Origin of the sequence: Histophilus somni (genome assembly GCF_014202395.1) — a bacterium.
In the GTDB taxonomy this organism is placed as follows: Bacteria; Pseudomonadota; Gammaproteobacteria; order Enterobacterales; family Pasteurellaceae; genus Histophilus; species Histophilus somni.
In genome coordinates, this window is the sequence record NZ_JACHGQ010000001.1 from 20,122 (window position 1) to 42,163 (window position 22,042).

The 22,042-nt window shown below is 37.0% G+C and carries 24 protein-coding genes; 17 read left to right on the forward strand and 7 right to left on the reverse strand.

Annotated elements, in window-relative coordinates; genetic code table 11:
• Positions 1-26: 26 nt before the first annotated feature.
• Together secA and secM are read right to left on the reverse strand one after the other, a co-directional pair.
• Positions 27-2,723, reverse strand: a complete 2,697-nt coding sequence (gene secA / locus HNR69_RS00085; RefSeq protein WP_075293943.1) for a preprotein translocase subunit SecA — start codon at positions 2,721-2,723, stop codon at positions 27-29.
• A 72-nt stretch (positions 2,724-2,795) separates the two neighbouring features.
• On the reverse strand, positions 2,796-3,095 hold the full coding sequence (gene secM / locus HNR69_RS00090) for a secA translation cis-regulator SecM (protein ID WP_075293942.1): 300 nt from the start codon (positions 3,093-3,095) through the stop codon (positions 2,796-2,798).
• A 100-nt stretch (positions 3,096-3,195) separates the two neighbouring features.
• Between secM and HNR69_RS00095 the strand changes: the two genes are divergently transcribed.
• The 16 genes from HNR69_RS00095 to lapB all read left to right on the forward strand — a co-directional run bounded on the left by HNR69_RS00095 (position 3,196) and on the right by lapB (position 18,479).
• The gene (locus tag HNR69_RS00095) at positions 3,196-3,504 is read left to right on the forward strand and encodes a DciA family protein (RefSeq protein ID WP_075293941.1); all 309 of its coding nucleotides are present in this window, start codon (positions 3,196-3,198) and stop codon (positions 3,502-3,504) included.
• A gap of 98 nt (positions 3,505-3,602) precedes the next feature.
• Positions 3,603-4,319, forward strand: coding sequence for a UMP kinase (pyrH, locus tag HNR69_RS00100; RefSeq protein WP_075293940.1), 717 nt, complete (start codon positions 3,603-3,605; stop codon positions 4,317-4,319).
• A 53-nt stretch (positions 4,320-4,372) separates the two neighbouring features.
• The gene (gene frr, locus HNR69_RS00105) at positions 4,373-4,930 is read left to right on the forward strand and encodes a ribosome recycling factor (protein WP_075293939.1); all 558 of its coding nucleotides are present in this window, start codon (positions 4,373-4,375) and stop codon (positions 4,928-4,930) included.
• Between the two features lie 70 nt (positions 4,931-5,000).
• Positions 5,001-6,209, forward strand: a complete 1,209-nt coding sequence (ispC, locus tag HNR69_RS00110; RefSeq protein WP_075293938.1) for a 1-deoxy-D-xylulose-5-phosphate reductoisomerase — start codon at positions 5,001-5,003, stop codon at positions 6,207-6,209.
• Position 6,210: 1 nt separating this feature from the next.
• Positions 6,211-6,717: a DUF2301 domain-containing membrane protein gene (locus HNR69_RS00115; protein ID WP_075293937.1), complete on the forward strand. Its 507-nt coding sequence runs from the start codon at positions 6,211-6,213 to the stop codon at positions 6,715-6,717.
• A 181-nt stretch (positions 6,718-6,898) separates the two neighbouring features.
• The gene (uppS, locus tag HNR69_RS00120) at positions 6,899-7,624 is read left to right on the forward strand and encodes a polyprenyl diphosphate synthase (RefSeq protein WP_011609137.1); all 726 of its coding nucleotides are present in this window, start codon (positions 6,899-6,901) and stop codon (positions 7,622-7,624) included.
• 12 nt (positions 7,625-7,636) lie between these two features.
• Positions 7,637-8,500, forward strand: coding sequence for a phosphatidate cytidylyltransferase (locus tag HNR69_RS00125; protein ID WP_075293936.1), 864 nt, complete (start codon positions 7,637-7,639; stop codon positions 8,498-8,500).
• Positions 8,501-8,508: 8 nt separating this feature from the next.
• On the forward strand, positions 8,509-9,840 hold the full coding sequence (gene rseP / locus HNR69_RS00130; protein WP_075293935.1) for a sigma E protease regulator RseP: 1,332 nt from the start codon (positions 8,509-8,511) through the stop codon (positions 9,838-9,840).
• A 68-nt stretch (positions 9,841-9,908) separates the two neighbouring features.
• The gene (bamA, locus tag HNR69_RS00135) at positions 9,909-12,332 is read left to right on the forward strand and encodes an outer membrane protein assembly factor BamA (RefSeq protein ID WP_075293934.1); all 2,424 of its coding nucleotides are present in this window, start codon (positions 9,909-9,911) and stop codon (positions 12,330-12,332) included.
• Positions 12,333-12,428: 96 nt separating this feature from the next.
• Positions 12,429-13,013 (forward strand): OmpH/Skp family outer membrane protein, encoded by a 585-nt coding sequence (locus tag HNR69_RS00140; protein ID WP_012340600.1) that lies wholly within the window; start codon positions 12,429-12,431, stop codon positions 13,011-13,013.
• Entirely contained in the window at positions 13,013-14,038 is a 1,026-nt protein-coding gene (gene lpxD, locus HNR69_RS00145) for a UDP-3-O-(3-hydroxymyristoyl)glucosamine N-acyltransferase (RefSeq protein ID WP_075293933.1), read from the forward strand. The genes HNR69_RS00140 and lpxD overlap by 1 nt, the downstream gene beginning before the upstream one ends.
• Positions 14,039-14,091: 53 nt before the next feature.
• The gene (cmk, locus tag HNR69_RS00150; RefSeq protein WP_075293932.1) at positions 14,092-14,805 is read left to right on the forward strand and encodes a (d)CMP kinase; all 714 of its coding nucleotides are present in this window, start codon (positions 14,092-14,094) and stop codon (positions 14,803-14,805) included.
• A gap of 72 nt (positions 14,806-14,877) precedes the next feature.
• Positions 14,878-16,521, forward strand: a complete 1,644-nt coding sequence (gene rpsA, locus HNR69_RS00155) for a 30S ribosomal protein S1 (RefSeq protein ID WP_012340597.1) — start codon at positions 14,878-14,880, stop codon at positions 16,519-16,521.
• 63 nt (positions 16,522-16,584) lie between these two features.
• Entirely contained in the window at positions 16,585-16,869 is a 285-nt protein-coding gene (locus tag HNR69_RS00160; RefSeq protein ID WP_011609129.1) for an integration host factor subunit beta, read from the forward strand.
• Between the two features lie 119 nt (positions 16,870-16,988).
• Complete coding sequence (locus HNR69_RS00165; RefSeq protein ID WP_075293931.1) at positions 16,989-17,273, forward strand: lipopolysaccharide assembly protein LapA domain-containing protein; 285 nt, start codon at positions 16,989-16,991, stop codon at positions 17,271-17,273.
• A 9-nt stretch (positions 17,274-17,282) separates the two neighbouring features.
• On the forward strand, positions 17,283-18,479 hold the full coding sequence (gene lapB / locus HNR69_RS00170) for a lipopolysaccharide assembly protein LapB (RefSeq protein WP_075293930.1): 1,197 nt from the start codon (positions 17,283-17,285) through the stop codon (positions 18,477-18,479).
• A 23-nt stretch (positions 18,480-18,502) separates the two neighbouring features.
• On the opposite strand, the gene HNR69_RS00175 is transcribed toward lapB, so the two are convergent.
• The 3 genes from HNR69_RS00175 to HNR69_RS00185 form a co-directional block, all read right to left on the reverse strand.
• On the reverse strand, positions 18,503-19,009 hold the full coding sequence (locus HNR69_RS00175) for a GNAT family N-acetyltransferase (RefSeq protein WP_075293929.1): 507 nt from the start codon (positions 19,007-19,009) through the stop codon (positions 18,503-18,505).
• On the reverse strand, positions 18,999-19,298 hold the full coding sequence (locus HNR69_RS00180; RefSeq protein ID WP_012340592.1) for a type II toxin-antitoxin system TacA family antitoxin: 300 nt from the start codon (positions 19,296-19,298) through the stop codon (positions 18,999-19,001). Before HNR69_RS00180 ends, HNR69_RS00175 begins: the two co-directional genes overlap by 11 nt.
• A 197-nt stretch (positions 19,299-19,495) precedes the next feature.
• Positions 19,496-19,777: a virulence factor gene (locus HNR69_RS00185; protein WP_012340591.1), complete on the reverse strand. Its 282-nt coding sequence runs from the start codon at positions 19,775-19,777 to the stop codon at positions 19,496-19,498.
• A gap of 437 nt (positions 19,778-20,214) precedes the next feature.
• Here HNR69_RS00185 and HNR69_RS00190 point away from each other — a divergent pair, with 437 nt between their 5' ends.
• A complete protein-coding gene (locus HNR69_RS00190) occupies positions 20,215-21,357 on the forward strand; it encodes a porin (protein ID WP_136122127.1) in 1,143 nt (380 codons plus the stop codon).
• An 84-nt stretch (positions 21,358-21,441) separates the two neighbouring features.
• Here HNR69_RS00190 and HNR69_RS00195 read toward each other — a convergent pair whose 3' ends face one another.
• Entirely contained in the window at positions 21,442-21,714 is a 273-nt protein-coding gene (locus HNR69_RS00195) for a type II toxin-antitoxin system YafQ family toxin (protein ID WP_012340589.1), read from the reverse strand.
• On the reverse strand, positions 21,707-22,000 hold the full coding sequence (locus HNR69_RS00200; protein WP_136122213.1) for a type II toxin-antitoxin system RelB/DinJ family antitoxin: 294 nt from the start codon (positions 21,998-22,000) through the stop codon (positions 21,707-21,709). Before HNR69_RS00200 ends, HNR69_RS00195 begins: the two co-directional genes overlap by 8 nt.
• Between the last annotated feature and the right edge of the window lie 42 nt (positions 22,001-22,042).

A 22,042-nucleotide genomic window follows, 5' to 3' on the forward strand; every position in this document is an offset into this window, starting at 1 on the left:
GGTGGAAATTTCCACCGCCATATTAATTAATATTTTGCTTTGCTACCATGGCAATGCTTATATTTTTTTCCGGAACCACAAGGGCAAGATTCGTTGCGTCCTATCTTATGTTCTGATTTTTCGTGAAGTGATGATGTTCCTTCATTATTTTGGTATTGCATTGCGGCATTTTCACGCTCAGCTATTTTTTGACGAGCCTGTTCCGCTTTTTCTACTTCATCTTGAGTACGAATTTGTACTCGGCTTAATGTAGTAATGACGCTTAGTTTTAATGTATCTAACATGTCAGTAAACATTTGGAAAGATTCTTTTTTGTACTCTTGTTTCGGATCTTTTTGTGCATAACCACGTAAATGAATACCTCGACGTAGATGATCCATAGCCGATAAATGCTCTTTCCATAGTTCATCAAGAGTTTGTAACATAACGCCTTTCTCAAAATTACGCATAGTTTCCTGACCTACCAATTCTTCTTTGCGTTTATATTCAGAAATAGCAACTGTTAAAACACGTTCACGTAATACATCTTCATTGAAAGTATTGTCTTCCTCCAGCCATTTACTTAACGGCAAATCAAGAGCAAAGTCTTGCTTCAAACGGGTTTCTAATGCAGGAATATCCCATTGTTCTTCCAAAGAGTGCGGCGGGACATATTCATCAATGACATGATTGAAGACATCTTGGCGAATGACCTGAATAGTTTCGGCAATATCTTCATTATCCAGTAAAGCATTACGTTGTTCGTAAATTGCATGGCGTTGATCATTTGCAACATCATCAAATTCAAGCAGATTTTTACGTCCGTCAAAGTTATGTGCTTCAACTTTTGCTTGTGCTTGAGCAATCACTTTCGCTAGCATTTTTGACTCCATGCCTTCACCTTTTTCTGTGAACATTTTACGCATGAAGTTTAATTTACCTTCTGTTAAATAAATACGCATTAAAGCATCATCTAAGGATAAGTAGAAACGAGAAGAACCGGGATCACCTTGACGACCCGAACGACCACGCAATTGATTGTCGATACGGCGGGATTCATGACGTTCTGTTCCAATAATATGTAATCCACCGGCTTGTTTTACTGTATCATGACGAATTTGCCATGCGGCTTTAATTTCCTCAATTTGCTCTTCTGTTGGATCGTTTAATTTAGCCACTTCCGCTTTCCAGTTACCGCCCAGTACAATATCAGTTCCTCGCCCTGCCATATTGGTAGCAATAGTGACCGCACTTGGATATCCCGCATTGGCGATAATTTCAGCTTCTTGAGCATGGAATTTGGCATTCAGGACATTATGTTTGATGCCTGCTTTGTTTAGTGCATTGGAAAGTAACTCTGATTTTTCGATAGAGATCGTACCTACTAATACCGGCTGATTGCGTGCAACACAGTCTTTAATATCCTCGATGATCGCATCAAATTTATATTTTTCGTTCTCAAACATAATATCAGTGCGATCATCTCTAATCATTGGTTTATTGGTTGGGATAACGATGGTTTCCAAACCATAAATTTGTTGAAATTCAAATGCTTCAGTATCCGCTGTCCCTGTCATACCTGCCAATTTTTCATACAGACGGAAATAGTTTTGATAAGTGATGGAAGCAACGGTTTGGTTTTCTCCTTGAATTTGAACGCCTTCTTTTGCTTCAATTGCCTGATGTAAGCCATCAGACCAGCGACGACCAGCCATTGTACGACCGGTGTGTTCATCAACAATAACAATTTCACCGTTTTTTACAATGTAATCTACGTCACGCTCAAATAGTTTGTGTGCTCGTAGGGCAGCGTAAATATGATGCAATAAAGAAATACGAGCAGGGGAGTAGAGGCTTTCATTTTCATTAATAAAACCTTTTTCCATTAACCATTGCTCAATTTTTTCTTGTCCACGTTCGGTTAAATGAGCCTGTTTATTTTTCAGATCCAGTGTAAAGTCCCCATCACCTTGATATTCTTCAGTATCTTCTTTATCTTGTTGGATAAGGATTGGAATCAGTTTATCCATTGCCATATACAACTCGGAACTGTCTTCAGCCGGACCGGAAATAATTAACGGCGTACGGGCTTCATCAATTAAAATAGAATCCACTTCATCTACTAAAGCATAATGTAAGTGTTTTTGAAAGCGATCTTGAGCTGAATGTGCAAGATTATCCCGCAAATAATCAAAGCCTAATTCACTATTTGTTGCGTAAGTAATATCTGCTGCATAGGCGGCACGTTTTTCCTCCGGTGATAACCCCGGAACATTAATGCCTACAGTCATACCTAAAAATTCGAATAAGGGGCGATTGGTTTCCGCATCACGGCGAGCCAAGTAATCATTTACGGTAACAACATGAACACCTTTTCCCGTTAAGGCATTTAAGTAACAAGGTAAGGTTGCAGTTAAGGTTTTTCCTTCACCTGTACGCATTTCTGCAATACATCGATTGTTTAACACCATACCGCCAATTAATTGCACATCGAAAGGACGCATGCCTAAAATACGTTTACTAGCTTCACGCACGGTTGCAAATGCCTCTGGAATTAAATTTTCCAGTTTTTCTCCATTTTTCAATCTTGCACGAAATTCAGTTGTTTTGGATTTTAATTCTTCATCGGTTAAGCCTTCAAATTCAGGCTCTAATTTATTGATAATTTTAACTTGTTTAGCTAAACGACGTAAAATGCGGTCATTACGACTGCCAAAGATTTTTGTAACAATAGTTCTTAACATAGTATTTTTCTTTTATAATTGAATAAACAAATTCGCCTAATAATATTTGGCACTGAAATAAATTTAATTTCTTTACGGACCGGCACGAATAGGGGGGAGATGACTGAATTGTCCAACTAAAAAGAGCGGTACAAATTGAAAAGGAATTGATGATTCAGTAACAACATGACGAATTTGTCGTAATTGTTGCTGTTGCACTTGTTGAATATTTGATGCGGTATAGTAAAGTTGCTGTATTACATTTTGTGTTTTTGGGTAATCATTAGTAATCTTTTGTGGAGCTATATCCTGTGCAACGGGTAAAGTAAAGAACGCTATGACACTTAATAGCAGTTGCGACCAAAAATACTGTTTCCCTTTAATTAAAATCATTGTTTTACATTACCACAAAATTTTCTGCGTATTGTAACGGAAATTCGTTACAATGTCATAATTCTACATAAAATATTAGGTTAAAACTTGGAAAATCAAGATGAGATACAGCAAACCGATCAATTTCAATGAGTTATTGGAACTTTCTCCATTGATGAAAATGATTCATAAAGCCTCGTTGTTAGATGAATTAAATGAACAAATACAACATTTATTTCCTATTGAGTTCAAGGGGTTTTATCGTGTTATCAATTTTGAATCTGACACTATGTGGATTGAAGTCGTTAATGCAACTGTACGACAAGCTTTCCTCTTTCAGCAATCGCCTTTATTGCAATTGATCCAACGTCAGTATCCAAGTGTAAATAAATTAGCGTTCAAGATTAATCCTGACTTAAAACCGGTTTAAAATAATTAGGGGTATTTTTCAATGAATACTTGCACGCTAGTCAGGTTGAACTATAATAAGCGAGATTTTGTCTCTGGGTTATTGAAAGGGGTAAGGAAATGAGCCAACCAATTTATAAACGCATTCTACTTAAACTAAGTGGAGAAGCGTTGCAAGGCGACGAGGGTTTTGGTATTGATCCGTCTATCTTGGATAGAATGGCACTGGAAATCAAAGGGTTATTGGGGTTGGGTGTCGAGGTTGGAGTTGTTCTTGGCGGAGGCAACTTATTTCGTGGTGCCAAGTTAGCTAAAGCAGGTATGAATCGGGTTGTTGGTGATCACATGGGAATGCTTGCAACAGTGATGAACGGTTTGGCAATGCGTGATGCGTTGCACCGTGCCAATGTAAATGCCAAATTAATGTCAGCTTTCCAACTGAATGGGATTTGTGATACATACAACTGGTCGGAAGCCATAAAAATGTTATGTGAAAAACGGGTAGTCATTTTCTCTGCCGGAACCGGCAGTCCATTTTTTACTACAGATTCAGCAGCTTGTTTGCGAGGAATTGAAATTGAGGCTGATGTTGTGTTGAAAGCGACCAAAGTTGACGGTGTTTATGATTGCGATCCCGTGAAAAATCCCAACGCAGTGCTTTACCACAAATTATCTTATGCTGAAGTGATAGAAAAAGAATTACAAGTTATGGATTTAGCCGCATTTACACTTGCTCGTGACCATAATATGCCAATTCGTGTATTCAACATGAGCAAAACGGGTGCATTACACAATGTCATTTTAGGTAAAACAGAAGGGACGTTAATTTGCGATTAGTAGTAAATTAACAAAGATTTTAAACTTATCTTATTATTTTTAAAGGAATTATTGTGATTAACGAAATTAAAAAAGATACGCAACAGCGTATGGAAAAAAGCCTTGAAACATTAAGAGCACATATTGCTAAAATTCGTACAGGTCGTGCACAGCCTAGTTTGTTAGATGGTATTCAAGTGGAATATTACGGTTCACCGACACCTTTACGTCAGCTTGCAAACGTAGTGGCTGAAGATGCACGTACTTTGGCAGTAACAGTATTTGACCGTTCTTTGATTAGTGCGGTAGAAAAAGCGATTTTAACATCTGATTTAGGTTTAAACCCGTCTTCTGCTGGAACAACTATCCGAGTTCCTCTTCCGCCATTAACGGAGGAGCGTCGTCGTGATTTAATTAAAATCGTGAAAGGCGAAGGTGAGCAAGGTAAAATTGCGATCCGTAATGTGCGTCGTGATGCAAATGATCAAATTAAAGCCTTACTAAAAGATAAAGAAATCAGTGAAGATGAAGAGCGTAAAGCACAAGATGAAATCCAGAAGATCACGGATACTTTCGTGAAAAAAGTAGATGAAATTTTGGCTGACAAAGAAAAAGAATTGCTTGATTTCTAATATGATTAATTTAGCGAAAACGCAGTTTTTACTGCGTTTTTTGTTATCTATTTGATAAATTTGTAATAGTATGAATAATAAACAAAAACTTGTCATTCTCGGTTCTACCGGCTCAATCGGTACCAGTACGCTTTCCGTTATTGCAAAGAATCCGGAGCAATATCAAGCTCTTGCATTAGTTGGCGGTAAAAATGTCGAACTTATGCTACAGCAAATTATAAAATTCCAACCGCACTTTGTGGCAATGAATGATGAAAGTGCGGCGAAAAAATTGCGAGAAAAGTTGGCATTCTTGGAGAGTAAAACTGAAGTGTTGAGCGGACAAAAAGCGATTTGCGAACTTGCTGCTCATCCTGAGGCAGATCAAGTAATGGCGGCTATTGTCGGTGCGGCGGGGTTATTGCCGACGTTATCCGCTGTACAAGCAGGTAAACGTATCCTATTGGCAAATAAAGAAACATTGGTAACCTGTGGCAAGATTTTTATTGATGAAGTACGAAAGAATAAGGCTCAACTTTTGCCGGTAGATAGCGAGCATAACGCTATTTTCCAATCTTTACCTCCTCAAGCTCAACAAAAAATTGGTTTTTGTCCATTAAAGCAGTTGGGCATCAGTAAAATTGTACTGACAGGATCAGGAGGACCTTTTCGTTATACAGATTTGAAAGAATTTGAACATATTACGCCCGAGCAAGCAGTGGCACACCCAAATTGGTCTATGGGCAAAAAAATTTCGGTGGATAGTGCAACGATGATGAATAAAGGGTTGGAATATATTGAGGCACGCTGGTTATTTAATGCCAGTGCTGATGAAATGGAAGTAATTATTCATCCGCAATCTATTATTCATTCTATGGTGCGTTATATTGACGGTTCGGTTATCGCACAAATGGGTAACCCTGATATGCGTACACCGATTGCAGAAACTATGGCATATCCTCACCGCACTTTTGCGGGGGTTGAACCATTGGATTTTTATCAATTAAGTGGGTTGACTTTCTTAAAACCGGATTACCAACGTTATCCTTGTTTAAAATTAGCTATAGAGGCTTTCTCAGCAGGACAATATGCAACAACAGCTTTGAATGCGGCAAATGAAATGGCTGTTGAAGCATTTTTAAATAAGAGAATAAAATTTACGGATATAGCAAAAATTAACACAGCGGTATTAGAAAAAATTGAAAGCCAAGTAATTACCAGTATAGAAGATGTATTGCTGGTAGATAAGCAGGCAAGAGAATTGGCTAATAGCTTTGTTTTACGTACATCAGGAACATAATATGGCAGATCCTCAAATTAAATCCCCTATGGATCATTGGGATTATCTAACAGTTATTTTATATCGTTGCGGTTTCACTTTAGCCGCAATCATGACCGCACTTTTACCTTATAAGCCGGAAATTGCACATTACGGTATACTTATTGCAGCAACGTTATGTGCCTCTTCTTTGCATATTTATTTAAAAAATATCCGCTTGTTATTACAAATGGCAACTTGGGCTGCATTAATTTGCCAACTATTTAATTTACCGGAGTTTGCACTGGGCGGAGCATTGTTGACTTTAGGGGGATTAGCATTCAAAGAATATTTTTGTTTCCGTGTGTTTGCATTAAATTTACAACCATTTTTTGTTGCGATACTTTGGTTAAGCCTACAATTTAATTTGACTTATATGGTGTATATTTTATCGGTCGTAAGTGCGGTACTTTTTCTTATAGTTTCTTTTCAAAAATGGAGAATGCCTTTACATTTTGATATTGGTGATAAAAGAAAATATCAGCTTTAAAGCATTAATGATGAAAACATTGAGATTTTATTTGTTAAGCCTGAAAACTAAACGACTAAACTTATGTTTTTTACCGATTAAAAGAGGATTTTTTTCTGTTTATTTGCCTTTTCATAGCAAGCCGTATCAACTTATGGTATAGTCGCAACCGAATTTCACTTCGATAAAAATCGATTAAATAATGACGAAAACAGCATTAAATTTAAACAATATTCCTCAGCATGTTGCGATTATCATGGATGGCAATGGACGCTGGGCGAAACAACAGGGAAAAATGCGTATTTGGGGGCATAAAAATGGGATTAAGGCTGTCCGAGAGTCGGTTTCTTATGCTAGAAAAATCGGAATTAAAGTTTTAACGTTGTATGCCTTTAGCAGTGAAAATTGGAGCCGTCCTGAAAGTGAAGTAAGTGCTTTGATGTCCTTATTTATGCAAACACTGGATATTGAAGTTAAAAAATTACATAAAAATAACATTAAATTACAAATTATTGGTGATGTTTCTCAATTTAATGAGCGTTTGCAAGAAAAAATCAAAAGAGCAGAAAAATTAACGGAAAATAATACCGCACTTACTTTAAATATTGCTGCGAATTATGGTGGTTGTTGGGATATTGTTCAGGCGACATGTCAATTGGTACAATTGGTAAAAGAAAATAAATTGCATATTGATGAGATTGATGAACAAATTTTTCAACATCATCTAACAACAGGTTCACAACCTCCAGTAGATTTATTAATTAGAACAAGTGGTGAGCAACGAATTAGTAATTTTTTATTATGGCAAATTGCTTATGCGGAACTGTATTTTACCGATACATTGTGGCCTGATTTTAATGAACAGGAATTTAATCAAGCGATATTGGCTTATCAGCAACGTGAACGTCGTTTTGGCAGTTCGGAATGATGGAGAAGAGTAGTGCTTAAAGAACGAATATTATCAGCTATCGTATTAATTGCGGTTGTTTTGATTGCGTTATTATGGTTTTCCCCTTTCTATTTTGCTTTATCTCTTGGTGTCGTTGTTGCTTTAGGTATTTGGGAGTGGACACAGTTTGGTGGCGTTAAACAATTTTTTTGGCGTTTAATGATTACTGGGCTGTTTGGGGCTTTTATTTTTTTATGGATTTTTGGTGAGGCACATTTTTTAACAGTTGGCAGAGTGTTTGAAAACTATGCTGAACCTGTATTATTGATGGCGGTAATTTGGTGGTTCATCGCCTTATTTTTTGTTATTCGTTATCCTGCTTCGGCAAAAATTTGGGCTAAATCCTCTTTCTTACAATTTATTTTTGCTTTCTGCACTTTGATCCCTTTTTTCATCGCTGTATTACGTTTACGTTTGGACAATTACGTTTCTAGTCCTTACGATGGTTTAATGCTATTGCTTTATGTATTTATTTTAGTTTGGGCAGCCGATTCAGGTGCATATTTTGCAGGTCGAGCATTGGGTAAACATAAATTAGCACCGAAAGTTTCACCGGGGAAAACGTGGCAGGGGGCATTTGGAGGCTTGATTACTGCGGGTATTTTCGCCGCACTTTTCATTAATCTTGTGCCGGCAGATCTTTTTGTGTTAGAACGTCTGTCTTTTATTTCCTTATCTGTTGCTACAGTAGCGATTTCCATAGTGGGAGATTTGACGGAAAGTATGTTCAAACGTGAGTGCGGTATTAAAGACAGCAGTCAACTTATTCCGGGACATGGTGGAATATTGGATCGTATCGACAGTTTAACGGCGGCAGTTCCGTTTTTTGCTTATTTCTATTTTTATTTCTTGTAGAGATTATTATGTCATTTCTTTGGTCTTTAGGTTCTTTTATCATTGTTATCGGTGTATTGGTTTCAGTACATGAATATGGCCATTTTTGGGCAGCACGAAAGTGCGGTATTAAAGTTCATCGTTTTTCTATTGGCTTTGGTAAAGTCTTGTGGTCTAAAGTGGATAAACAAGGCACGGAATTTGCCGTGTCCGCAATCCCTTTAGGCGGATATGTAAAAATGTTGGATGAACGTAATGAACAAGTTCCTGACAACTTAAAATCACAAGCCTTTAACAATAAATCCATTTTGCAACGTGCTTTTGTTATTGCGGCAGGTCCTATAGCAAATTTTCTGTTTGCGATTTTAGCCTATTTGACGGTTTATTCTATCGGTATCCCCAGTATTAAACCTGTTATTGAAAATGTGGTTCCTCAATCTTTGGCAGAGAAGGCAGGGCTTGAACCTTACTCACAAATTATGGCAATTGACGGGACATCGACACCGGATTGGGAAAGTATCAATATGGTTCTTGCTACAAAAATGGGGGAGGAAAGCGTTACGCTAACACTTTTGAAGTCCTCAACAACAAATATCGAGCAAAGAAAAGTATTGGATTTATCTGAATGGAACTTTGATCCTGAAAAAGAAACGGCCTTTGGTGCATTAGGGATTGTTCCGGTAAGAACTAAAATTGAGATGATACTGTCTAAGGTCGTTGAAAATTCTCCAGCACAACGGGCAGGGTTATTAATTGGTGATCAAATCTATTATCAAAATGAACCAATGAAATGGCGTGATTTTATCAGTTTTGTTGATAAAGGGGATAGTTTCAATGTTCAAGTATTACGTCATGGAGAATGGCTGGATAAGGTGATTACACCGCACTTAAATGAAAAAGGGAAATGGTTCGTTGGTGTTGCACCGACTATTTATCCTATAAGTGATGAATATCGTACAGAATTAAAATATGGTTTTTTTGAGGCGTTTATAAAAGGTATTGAGAAAACTTATCAATTGAGCAAATTAACTATTCAAATTATCGGTAAGCTGTTTACAGGAGTGTTTTCAGCTAAAAATTTAAGTGGTCCGATTTCCATTGCTAAAGGTGCTGGGGCATCTTCGGAAATAGGTTTTGTGTACTATCTCAGCTTTATGGCGTTGATTAGTGTGAATTTAGGTATTATGAACTTATTCCCATTGCCGGTATTGGATGGAGGGCATTTACTTTTTTTAGCCATAGAAGCACTCAAAGGTAAGCCCTTATCTGAGCAAATGCAAAATATTGCGTATAAAATTGGTGCGGGATTATTATTGATATTAACAATATTTGTATTGTTTAATGATTTTTTACGTTTATAATCGTCAGGATTTTGTTTAATCGATAAACAGACTCTTAGATATTTCTTTATTAGAGGATAGAACTAACAATGAAAAAACTGTTAATTGCAAGCCTATTATTTGGCTCGACTGGTCTGGTTGCCGCACCGTTTGTCGTGCAAGATATTCGTATAAACGGTATTCAAGCAGGTAAGGAAAGTGCGGTGTTATCCGGATTGCCGGTTCGAATTGGACAAAAAGCAACGGAGAGTGATATTTCAAATGTCGTAAGACTATTATTTTTGCGTGGCTATGATAATGTGCAAGCTGTTCGTGAAGGAAATACCTTAGTCATTTCTGTATTACCACGCTTAGTGATTGCGGAAGTGAAAGTGGAGGGAAATGAATCTATTCCTAGTGAAGCAATACGAGAAAACTTGAAAGCGAACGGATTTGCTAGCGGTGATATTTTAAATCGGGAAAAATTGGAAGCGTTTCGTGGAAGTTTAGTTGATCATTATCAGTCTGTCGGTCGTTATAATACGACTGTAGAGGCAATTGTTAATCCATTATCAAATGATCGGGCAGAAGTAAAACTTAAAATAAAAGAAAGTGATGTGGCAAAACTGAAAGAAGTGCGTTTTGAGGGCAATGAAGCATTTAGCAGTAGCCAATTACAAGAGCGGATGGAATTACAGCCGGATGCTTGGTGGAAGTTATTTGGGAATAAATTTGATACCAATCAATTTAACCAAGATTTGGATCTTATTCGTGATTTTTATTTAGAACATGGTTATGCAAAATTTCAAATCGTTGGTACTGATGTTCAGCTAAATGACGAAAAAACTGAGGTTAGAGTTAGAATTCAAGTTAACGAAGGTGATAAGTATTCTGTAAATAGTGTCCGAATCGTTGGTGATGTAGGCGGTATGTCAGAAGAGTTAGCACCGTTACTTAAAAAAATTTATGTCGGAGAAACTTTCCGTCGTAGTGAAGTTAGCAGTGTTGAACAATTGATAAAAGCAAAATTAAGCGAGCAAGGCTATGCAACGGCAAAAGTAGATGTTAGTTCAGTCTTTAATGAAGAGAACAAAACGATTGATTTAACGTTTGTTGTTGATGCGGGACATCGTTATTCTGTTCGTCAAATCCGCTTTGAGGGGAATACGATTACTGCCGATAGCACATTACGTCAAGAAATGCGTCAACAAGAGGGTGCTTGGTTATCATCTCAATTAGTTGAGTTAGGGAAAATTCGTCTAGAGCGTACCGGATTTTTTGAGTCAGTGGAAACGGAAACTCAAACCAATCAACAAATTAACGACCAAGTTGATGTCATTTATCGAGTCAAAGAACGCAATACAGGGAGTCTGAACTTCGGTATTGGTTATGGTACTGAAAGTGGTATAAGTTATCAGGCAAGTATTAAACAGGATAATTTCTTGGGCATGGGTTCCTCGATTAGTTTAGCCGGTTCACGCAACAATTATGGCACAAGTCTTAATTTAGGTTATAACGAACCGTACTTTACTAAAGATGGCGTAAGTTTAGGTGGAAACGCATTTTTTGAAAAACACGATAACTCAAAAAGTGATACAGCAGCCGCCTATGGACGTACAACTTACGGTCTAAGTGGAAATTTAAGTTTTCCGGTCAATGAAAATAACTCCTATTATTTAAGTTTAGGGCATATTTATAGCCAATTAAAAAATGTGACGAAAGAATATAATCGTGATTTATATCGCAAATCAATGGGGTATCCTGATAGTGCTAGATGGAATTTTAAATCGCATGACTTTGAATTTTCATTCGGCTGGAACTATAACAGCTTAAACCGTGGCTATTTGCCTACCTCCGGAGTAAGAGCGAATGTTGGCGGTAAAGTAACAATCCCAGGTTCAGATAACAGATACTATAAAGTGAGTGCTGAAGTGCAGGGTTTTTATCCATTGGATCGTGATCATTATTGGGTACTGACAGGTAGATTGTCAGGATCATATGCAAACGGTTTTGGCGGTAAACGTTTACCGTTTTATCAAACTTATTCTGCTGGAGGCATAGGAACTGTACGTGGTTTTGAATATGGTGCAATAGGACCAAAAGCGATTTATCAAGGGAATAGAGGTTGTAATGGAAATTCAATGCAAAGTACAAGCCAAAACCGAAACCAAAACACATATACATGCCATAGCAAAGATATTGTTGGCGGAAATGCCATGACATTGGCAAGTATTGAACTTATTGTTCCGACGCCGTTTGTAGCAGAGAAAAACCAACGATCAGTGAGAACCTCTATCTTTGCCGATGCCGGTTCTGTATGGAATACTAAATGGAAATCAGATGGTAAACCATTTGCTGGAAATAAAAATATACCTGACTACGGGAACCCAGCTCGTATAAGAGCTTCAGCAGGGATTGCGTTCCAATGGTATTCTCCGATTGGACCTTTAGTATTCTCTTATGCTAAACCGCTGAAAAAATATCAAGGTGACCAAATTGAACAATTCCAATTTAGTATTGGTGGTTCTTTTTAGGGAACTTTCGGCTATAATTAATAGTCTGATATGAAACCCGTATAATTAAATTGTACGGAACTCAATTAAAATTAATTTATTAAGGATATTCAAACAATGAAAAATGCAGTAAAACTGACCGCTCTTTCTATCGCATTAGGCTCATCAATTGCAATGGCAAGTGATAATATCGCTGTTGTTAATACAGAGTACTTGTTTTTAAATCACCCTGCTCGCTTGCTTGAGTTTCAAAAATTAAATGAGGAATTTAAAGCACCAGCAGAAAAACTGGAAGCAGCAGATAAAGCATTAGTTGAAAAACGTGCCAATTTTGAAAAAGAAATTGAAACAAAAAGTAAAGCATTGGAAAAAGATGCACCGAAATTACGTCAAGCTGATATCAAAAAACGTCAAGATGAAATTGCTAAATTGGTAACAAAACGTAATGACGAGTTTAACAAGCTGGTAGCGGAACACCAAAAAAATGTTGCAGCGTTTCAAGCTGAAGCACAAAAACGTGATGCCGAAATTACTCAACGTTTATTAAAAGAGGTTCAAACAGCTACAACGAATGTAGCTAAAGCCAAAAACTTTACAATTGTATTGGATGAAAAAACGGCAATTTATGTTGCTGACGGTAAAAATATTACCGAGGAAGTTCTAAAAGCTATTCCGGCTCCAGCTCCTGCAAAGGCTAAGTAATGCAAGGATATTCTTTACTGGAATTGGCTCAACAAATCGGCGCTACCATTCGTGGTAACGCCGATGTTATTGTAACGGACATAGCACCTTTAGATAAAGCGGATAACAACCAACTGACCTTTATTTCCAATCCTAAATTTCGAGAACATTTGCTTCAATCACAAGCCGGTGCATTAATCGTAACCGAAAGTGATATCGAATTCTGTTCTGCACAAAGTAATTTGCTCGTAGTAAAAGATCCTTATGTTGCATACGCTATTTTGGCACAATACATGGACAGCACACCCAAAGCGGCTCAAGGCATTCACCAAAGTGCGGTCGTTTCCGACACGGCAACGTTAGGTCAACATGTTTCCATTGGGGCTAATGCGGTGATTGAAGACGGAGTTATACTTGGTGACAATGTGGTGATTGGTGCAGGTTGCTTTATCGGTAAACATGTGCAGATTGGTGAAAATACCCAGCTTTGGGCAAATGTCAATATTTATCATAACGTTAAAATCGGCTCAGATTGTCTCATTCAATCAGGTGCGGTAATTGGTAGTGATGGATTTGGTTATGCAAATGATCGTGGTCGCTGGATTAAAATTCCACAAACGGGAACTGTCATTATAGGCAATCATGTTGAAATCGGTGCCTGCACTTGTATTGACCGAGGTGCACTTGATGCGACTGTGATTGAGGATAATGTAATCATAGATAATCTTTGCCAAATTGCACATAATGTTCATATTGGAACAGGTACTGCTGTTGCCGGCGGTGTTATTATGGCGGGTAGTTTGAAAGTTGGTCGCTATTGCTTAATTGGCGGAGCAAGTGTTATTAATGGGCATATGGAAATTTGTGATAAAGTAACAATTACTGGAATGGGTATGGTGATGCGACCAATCACAGAACCGGGAATATATTCTTCCGGAATTCCGTTACAGCCAAATAAGGTATGGCGTAAAACTGCCGCATTAACTTTAGATATTGATAAAATAAACAAGCGATTGAAGGCTGTTGAGAAGAAATTAGCCGAATAAAAAATAAAGTGCGTCATGATTATATGACGCATTTTTGTATCAAGGTTCAATTTATGAATAAAAATCTGATTATTACTGTTGACGGACCAAGTGGAGCGGGCAAAGGTACGCTATGTTATGCCTTAGCCGAGAAACTTGGATTTCGATTATTAGATAGCGGAGCAATTTATCGTGTGACAGCATTGGCAGCGTTAAAAAAAGGTGTGGCACTTGATGATGAAACGGCACTGACTGAATTAGCCCGTAGTCTCGACATTCAATTTATTCCACAACATGGCGAAGTGAATATCATTTTGCAAAATGAGAATGTCAGTACAAAAATTCGTACACAAGAAGTGGCTGAAGCCGCGTCTCAAATTGCGGTGTTTCCACAAGTTAGAACAGCGTTATTGCAATTACAACGAGATTTTGCAAACGGGGAAGGGCTTATTGCAGATGGGCGTGATATGGGGACAGTGGTATTTCCGCATGCTCAAGTAAAAATTTTTTTAGATGCTAGTGCGGAAGAAAGAGCAAAAAGACGTCATAAACAGTTGCAAAATAAAGGAATTAATGGTAACTTTGCACAGATTTTGACCGAGATAAAAGAGCGTGATTTTCGTGATAGAAATCGTCCAGTCGCTCCCTTGAAACCCGCAGAAGATGCTTTATTACTTGATAGCACGGAATTAACAATTGATGATGTGATCAAACAAGCATTAGAGCATATCAGTCGTGTGATGAACTCTCCGTTGGAATCTGAACTCGTTTATTCAAGGATTGAATAAACATTTATTATCAGCCCCACTTTTTATGGAAATTAAAGTGGTCGTTATTAACTTAAATTTAGAAGATTAATTATGTCAGAATCTTTTGCTCAACTATTTGAAGAATCATTAAAAGACCTTGAAACTCGTGTAGGTTCAATCGTTAACGCTACTGTTGTTGCTATCGAAAAAGGCTTCGTGTACGTAGATGCAGGTTTGAAATCAGAAGCTCGTATTCCGGCGGAAGAATTCCAAAATGCTCAAGGTGAATTGGACGTTAAAGTGGGTGACGTTGTAAACGTTGCTTTGGACGCTGTTGAAGACGGTTTCGGTGAAACTAAACTTTCACGTGAAAAAGCGGTACGTCAAGAATCTTGGATTGATTTAGAAAAAGCATACGAAGAACAAGCAACTGTTATCGGTTTAATCAACGGTAAAGTGAAAGGCGGTTTCACAGTTGAGTTAAACGGTGTTCGTGCGTTCTTACCGGGTTCATTGGTAGATACTCGCCCAACTCGTGAAGCGGATCACCTATTAGGTAAAGAACAAGAATTTAAAGTCATTAAATTAGATCAAAAACGCAACAATGTTGTGGTATCTCGTCGTGCAGTCATCGAATCGGAAAATAGTCAAGAACGTGAAGAAATTTTAGCTAACTTAGCTGAAGGTTCAGAAGTTAAAGGTACTGTTAAAAACTTAACCGATTACGGTGCATTTGTTGATTTAGGTGGTGTTGACGGTTTATTGCATATCACCGATATGGCGTGGAAACGTGTTAAACATCCGGGTGAGATTGTGAGTGTCGGCGATGAAATTACAGTTAAAGTCCTCAAATTTGACAAAGATAAAACGCGTGTATCTTTAGGCTTAAAACAATTGGGTCAAGATCCTTGGGTAGCCATCGCAGAAAACCATCCGGTGAACAGCAAATTAACAGGTAAAGTAACTAACTTAACTGACTATGGTTGCTTTGTTGAAATTTTAGAAGGTGTTGAAGGTTTGGTTCATGTGTCAGAAATGGATTGGACAAATAAAAATATTCACCCATCTAAAGTTGTTCATTTAGGTGATGTTGTTGAAGTAATGGTATTGGAAATCGATGAAGAACGTCGTCGTATTTCTTTAGGTTTAAAACAATGCAAACCTAACCCATGGTTACAGTTTGCTGAAACTCACAACAAAGGTGATAAAGTTTCCGGTAAGATTAAGTCTATTACAGATTTCGGTATTTTCATCGGTCTTGAAGGCGGAATTGATGGTTTAGTACATTTATCTGATATTTCTTGGAATATTCCGGGTGAAGAAGCTGTTCGTAACTATAAAAAAGGTGACGAAGTAGAAGCAGTTGTATTACAAGTTGATTCTGCAAAAGAGCGTATTTCTTTAGGTATCAAACAGCTGGAAGAAGATCCGTTTAATAATTTCATTGCGGTAAACAAAAAAGGTGCTGTGGTCAGTGCTAAAGTGGTTGAAGTTGACGCAAAAGGTGCTAAAGTTGAATTAGTAAGTGGCGTTGAAGGTTATATTCGTACAGCTGATTTGAGCAATGAAGTTGTTGTTGGTGATGTTGTTGAAGCGAAATATACCGGTGTTGACCGTAAATCTCGTATCGTTCATCTATCTGTTAAAGCAAAAGACCAAGCAGAAGAAGCGGCGGCAGTTGCAAATGTGAATAAAGAAGAAATTGTTATTCCAAATGCAATGGCTGAAGCATTTAAAGCGGCAAAAGGTGAATAATTTATTCACTTTTTGGTTGGCATGAATTATAGGATTTATGCCAACCGGCACTAGGAGTATATTATGACAAAGTCAGAACTTATCGAAAATTTAGCATCAACCAATCCTAACGTTCCTTTGAAAGATATAGAAAATGCAGTAAAAGACATTCTAGAACAATTATCACAAGCATTAGAAAACGGTGAAAGAATTGAAATTCGAGGATTTGGTAGTTTTTCATTGCATTTTCGTCAATCTAGAATAGGACGTAATCCAAAAACCGGAGAAAAGGTAGATTTAAGTGCTAAATATGTACCTCATTTTAAAGCCGGTAAAGAACTGAAAGAGCGTGTTAATATTTACTCGTAATATAAAATATAAAAAAACGACGCGTAAAGTGTCGTTTTTTTTATTTTTTTGGCATAATGACCGAGCTTTTAGCGATTCCAATCAGTTTAACCATAAATAGAAAGTTATAGGAGATAGAGATGATCAAATATATTATAGGTCTTGTTTTATTGATTGCGGTTGTTTTAGTTGCTGTAACTATTGGTGCTAACAATGATCAAATTATTACCTTTAATTATGTAGTTGCACAAAATGAAATACGTTTATCAACTTTAGTGGCTATCTTGTTTGGGCTAGGTCTGCTTTTAGGTTGGTTAATTACCGCTTTCTTTTATATCAAATTAAAATTTAGAAATCTTTTTTTATCTCGCCAAGTAAAGCATCAATTAGCGTTAATTGATGAATTAAACAAAAATCGAGAGTAAGGTTGTATAATGCTCGAATTACTTTTCCTGCTTTTACCGATTGCAGCAGCTTACGGCTGGTATATGGGGCATCGTAGTGCAAGAAAAGATCAAGATACGATTAGCAATAAATTTTCTCGTGATTATGTAACAGGTATTAATTTATTATTATCTAATCAACACGAAAAAGCGGCTGATCTCTTCCTTGATATTCTACAAAAGCAGGAACAAGAAAATAACATTGAAACAGGTTCACAATTTGAGGCTGAATTGACCTTAGGAAATTTATATCGTTCTCGAGGTGAAGTTGATAGAGCTTTGCGTATTCATCAAGCATTGGATAGCAGTCCAAATTATACATTCGAACAAAAACTTCTTGCTAAACAACAATTAGCAAAAGATTTTTTGACGATAGGCTTTTATGATCGAGCTGAAAATCTTTATATTTTATTGATTGACGAACCGAACTACGCTGAAAACGCTTTACAACAACTAGCCGTCATTTATCAAAAAACAAAAGAATGGAAAAAAGCGATCAATGTTGCCGAGAAACTTGCCAAAATTTCGCCTACGGAAGATAACATTGCATTAGCACATTACTACTGCGAATATTCCCTGACTTTAGGAAGTGATGAGCAACAACAAGCTCAAGCAATCCATATTTTGCAACAAGCATTGAATGTTTCAAAAACGAGTGTTAGAGCCTCTATCCTCATTGCTGAACGTTATATTGTGAATTTAGAATATCAACGTGCGGTGCAACATCTAGAAAATGTGCTAACACAAAATGCGGATTACATGAGCGAAATTTTACCGGCATTAAAATATTGCTACCAAGAATTAAATCGGTTAGACAACTTTGAACTTTTTCTTATTCGGGCAAGCCAAACCGGCAATAATAGTGCGGTTGATTTAGCTTTATCGGATCTTATCGCAGAAAAAGACGGCATTGTTGCGGCACAAACTAAATTACACCAACAACTGGAACAAAACCCAAGTACATTTATTTTACATCGTTTTATTCAATACCAAATTGATGCTGCTGAAAACGGCAAAGCAAAAGAAAGTTTGATTTTATTGCACAAAATCGTGGGAGATAGAATTGCACGAGGCTTTGATTATCGTTGCAGTCATTGCGGTTACCAAACACACAAACTATCATGGAATTGCCCATCTTGTCGGAAATGGGAAAAAATCAAACCGATTGTCGGAACTGAACACCACTAAAAAAGCAACTGTTCAAGAAAATTTCAAGTTAGCGGATAAAATAATTTTCTGTGTGTTTTTTTCAAATTTTTAAACTCAATAAACCCAAGTCGCTTATAAAATGAGACAGCATGATCATTTTTTGCTTCAACGACTAAAATTGCAGCCCCTACCGTAGCATTTTTTATCTTATAAATAGCGTCTGCAATAAGAAATTTGCCATACCCCTGATTTTGGAAATTCGTATCAATAGCCAATCGTCCTACTAAAACCGCAGGAATGTTAGAATATGGAATACCTTTACTTATTCGTTCTTGAGGTATATCGGTAATAGGGATTGATAGTGCCGATAAAGTGTAATAGCCGATAATTCCGAATTGTTGTTTATTTATAAGCACGAAACACTTTGTAATTCCTTTTTTTACATCTTGAGAAGCATACTTATAAAAATAGGTTTCTAAAGGCTCAACCGAGCAGGAAAATGAATTCCTATCAATTGTCAAATCTTCTAAAGGCAATACGCTTAAATAAGGTAAATTTTCATTTATCATTATTTTTCCCCGCAACGGAAAGATATTCTTCATACACATCAAGTGCATTTTTCATTGACTGAGTAGGCTCAAACGGTTTACTGAGATTGTCAATGAGTAAAGCCTGATCGCTTAATGTCAAACGTAAAATTTGATGTTCTGAAATAGTTTTTTTGGCTTCTTCATAAGCTACACTTACCACAAAGTCGGTTAAGGTTCGCCCTGTAATTGCGGCGGCTTGTTTTAATAATTCGTATATATCAAGGTTTACTTTAGCTTCCAATCTTGCTTTTGTTACTTGTGTTCTCATTTCTATACGCCCTCTTTAATTGTTAAAATAGTCCTAAATTATACGGTTAACAGCCGTATAGTTCAAGAAAAAGAATAAAGCAAAAACATAGTATTTGTTTGAAAAAAGTCAATATTTAAGCGATGAGCGAGGTAAATTTCAACAGATACAAAAAAACCTCTAACAAGTATAGAGGTTATAAAGTAAAAGAATAACGCTTATAAGGCAGGGGATAAATCATTAAGCTCTTCAATTCTAAGCATTCTAATATCTGAAACTGACGGCTTAAACCAAGAGTAAGTCTTAGATAGTGTTTGTGTAGCTAAAACACATTTAACCGCAGTCATATCCTCGTTACCAAAATATACGCTACCTTGTTGATGATCAAAACCTAAAGATTCAAGCGTCTTTTTAATATCACCATAGGCATTTTGCCAACTCTCGGTGGAGTATAGCTCTTTTAACATAGAAGTATCGAGATCAAAAGCAATGGCGTACATATTTCCCCCTTTAATTAAACGTTGAGTTCCGATTATACAAAATAGAAAAATGAAAAACAATCAAGCGTATTCAAAAGTATTGAGATGATTAACGCCAGAATGAAATTTTTACCCTTTAGTGGTCAAGATAACCCCTGATCATACGGTTGATAGCTGTATAGAGAAAGAAGAACGCAAAAGTAGCGTATTTGCTGGAAAATAAACGATATTAAGCGAATCATTAAAATAAATAAAAGTACCGCAAAAAAGTTCAAAAATTATTCAAAAAGTGTGATTTAGATCACTAAATTTAGCATTTTTTTATTAAATTTAGTTGACTGTAAACGGTTTCTTTGCCAATATAGGCTCGCTTTTTTTTAAAAGTTGGCTTGGACTTTTCATATATGGAAAGGTTCAATTCAGTAGTAAAATAATTTAAATTTGAAAGGAATTTTATTATGAAAAAGACATTAGTAGCATTAGCGGTAGCGGCAGTTGCGGCATCAGCAAACGCAACAACTGTTTATAATCAAAACGGTACCAAAGTAGATGTTGGCGGTCGTATTGATGTAATGTTAGGTAAATTCGGTGATGCTCAACGTACCGATTTACGTAATAACAGCTCTCGTGTGGAGTTTAAAGCGGAGCATGAAGTACAAAACGGCTTAAAAGCAATCGGTGCGGTTCGTTTCGGGTTAGGTGATGCTGAAAAAGAAGATACATCTTTTAACGACATCAAACTTTCTAAATTATGGTTAGGCTTAAAACATAACGATATCGGTAAAGTAACTTTCGGTAAACAAAATACCACTGCGGATGATGTGCAATTAAATGATCATACCTATATCTTTGGCGGTAACAACAACTTGGTTACTTCCGGTGATAAAGTGGTGTCTTTCCGTACAGCAGATATCCAATTAGCGGAAGGGCAAACTTTAGGTTTTGGTGCTGATTATGGCTTCGGTGAAGCACATAAAAAAGATATTCAAGGAAAGGATTCAGACAAAAAACATGTTAAATTAAAAAATACTTACGGATTGTCTGCGTTCTATACAGGTAATTTTGGTGATGTTAAGGTAAATGCCAATGCGGGTTATACAGTTCGTAACGAAAATACCAAAGTTGGTGTTATTGCTTCTAAAACTGATAATCAACAACAAGCTTGGCGTTTAGCAACGCAAGTGGAATTCGGACCGGCATCTTTCGGTATTGAATACGGTCAAACAGTGTATCAATCTAAAGTTCAACACGAATTTCAAGGTTCTGCTCGCTTTGTTGAAGTCGGTGCAAAATATGCAGTATTACCGGATGTCTTAAATGTTTATACACAATGGCAACGTAATAGTTTAAGAAGTGCTAGCGGTACTGAGGCTAAAAAATTTGAACAGCCTTTTGCACTTTCTTATGTAAAAGTAGCTGACTTAAATTTAAAAGAACATGAAAAAGCAGTACAAAACGTATTTATCGTCGGTGCTGACTATGCCTTTAACAAAAATTTATTAGCCTATGCAGAATTTGCTAATAGCCGTGTTAAAGCAGCTACAAAAGATAAAAACGTGAGAGAAAGTTTCTACGCAGCAGGCTTACGTGTTTACTTCTAATATATAATATATAATAAAACCTCAAAAATTTAACCGCTCTTCGGAGCGGTTTTTTTTGACATTTTTGCAACAAAGAGCGGTAGGCTAGCCAAAAATTTCGCTATGGCTATCAAGGTAATGTAACTCCACAACATCATCAACGATTTTGTATATCAACACTAAATCCGGTTTGACATGGCAGTCTCGAAAGCCTGATTTATCGCCTTTAAGCGGGTGATCTTGATACTTTTCAGGAATTGGCAAGTCATTCAAAAGACAGTTTGAAATCTCTGCCCATGCTTCGCCGACTAAAGCCAAGTAATGTTTTCTCAAATCACGTTTAAAAGATTTTGCCATATCAAATTTGCGTTTAGCCATGCGAGCTCTCCTTTATCGCTTGATTGAGTTCATCTAGGCTATAAAAGCGTTCAAATTCGCCATTGGCGAATTCCTGCTCAGTTTGGCGTAACCGTGCGGCTGCTTTTGGGGTTAAAGTTTGATTTTCCGCCCAATCAAACGACAAGGGTATTTTACCGGTTTGTGCAATCTGATTAAAAAACATTCTTACCGCTTGACTTGGCGTCAATCCATACTGCTCCAAAATAGGATAAGCCCGTCCACGCAAGTCGTTATCAAGTCGCATATTAAAATTTGTATAATCCATAATAAACCTCCAAAGTTAATGACATTTAAACGCTATTTAAAG

Excerpts from the sequence above, each read along its gene's own strand:
- secA (WP_075293943.1), bottom strand. The coding sequence starts at position 2,723 with ATGTTAAGAACTATTGTTACAAAAATCTTTGGCAGTCGTAATGACCGC.
- secM (WP_075293942.1), bottom strand. The coding sequence starts at position 3,095 with ATGATTTTAATTAAAGGGAAACAGTATTTTTGGTCGCAACTGCTATTA.
- HNR69_RS00095 (WP_075293941.1), top strand. The coding sequence starts at position 3,196 with ATGAGATACAGCAAACCGATCAATTTCAATGAGTTATTGGAACTTTCT.
- pyrH (WP_075293940.1), top strand. The coding sequence starts at position 3,603 with ATGAGCCAACCAATTTATAAACGCATTCTACTTAAACTAAGTGGAGAA.
- ispC (WP_075293938.1), top strand. The coding sequence starts at position 5,001 with ATGAATAATAAACAAAAACTTGTCATTCTCGGTTCTACCGGCTCAATC.
- HNR69_RS00115 (WP_075293937.1), top strand. The coding sequence starts at position 6,211 with ATGGCAGATCCTCAAATTAAATCCCCTATGGATCATTGGGATTATCTA.
- uppS (WP_011609137.1), top strand. The coding sequence starts at position 6,899 with ATGACGAAAACAGCATTAAATTTAAACAATATTCCTCAGCATGTTGCG.
- rseP (WP_075293935.1), top strand. The coding sequence starts at position 8,509 with ATGTCATTTCTTTGGTCTTTAGGTTCTTTTATCATTGTTATCGGTGTA.
- bamA (WP_075293934.1), top strand. The coding sequence starts at position 9,909 with ATGAAAAAACTGTTAATTGCAAGCCTATTATTTGGCTCGACTGGTCTG.
- HNR69_RS00140 (WP_012340600.1), top strand. The coding sequence starts at position 12,429 with ATGAAAAATGCAGTAAAACTGACCGCTCTTTCTATCGCATTAGGCTCA.
- lpxD (WP_075293933.1), top strand. The coding sequence starts at position 13,013 with ATGCAAGGATATTCTTTACTGGAATTGGCTCAACAAATCGGCGCTACC.
- cmk (WP_075293932.1), top strand. The coding sequence starts at position 14,092 with ATGAATAAAAATCTGATTATTACTGTTGACGGACCAAGTGGAGCGGGC.
- rpsA (WP_012340597.1), top strand. The coding sequence starts at position 14,878 with ATGTCAGAATCTTTTGCTCAACTATTTGAAGAATCATTAAAAGACCTT.
- HNR69_RS00160 (WP_011609129.1), top strand. The coding sequence starts at position 16,585 with ATGACAAAGTCAGAACTTATCGAAAATTTAGCATCAACCAATCCTAAC.
- HNR69_RS00165 (WP_075293931.1), top strand. The coding sequence starts at position 16,989 with ATGATCAAATATATTATAGGTCTTGTTTTATTGATTGCGGTTGTTTTA.
- lapB (WP_075293930.1), top strand. The coding sequence starts at position 17,283 with ATGCTCGAATTACTTTTCCTGCTTTTACCGATTGCAGCAGCTTACGGC.
- HNR69_RS00175 (WP_075293929.1), bottom strand. The coding sequence starts at position 19,009 with ATGATAAATGAAAATTTACCTTATTTAAGCGTATTGCCTTTAGAAGAT.
- HNR69_RS00180 (WP_012340592.1), bottom strand. The coding sequence starts at position 19,298 with ATGAGAACACAAGTAACAAAAGCAAGATTGGAAGCTAAAGTAAACCTT.
- HNR69_RS00185 (WP_012340591.1), bottom strand. The coding sequence starts at position 19,777 with ATGTACGCCATTGCTTTTGATCTCGATACTTCTATGTTAAAAGAGCTA.
- HNR69_RS00190 (WP_136122127.1), top strand. The coding sequence starts at position 20,215 with ATGAAAAAGACATTAGTAGCATTAGCGGTAGCGGCAGTTGCGGCATCA.
- HNR69_RS00195 (WP_012340589.1), bottom strand. The coding sequence starts at position 21,714 with ATGGCTAAACGCAAATTTGATATGGCAAAATCTTTTAAACGTGATTTG.
- HNR69_RS00200 (WP_136122213.1), bottom strand. The coding sequence starts at position 22,000 with ATGGATTATACAAATTTTAATATGCGACTTGATAACGACTTGCGTGGA.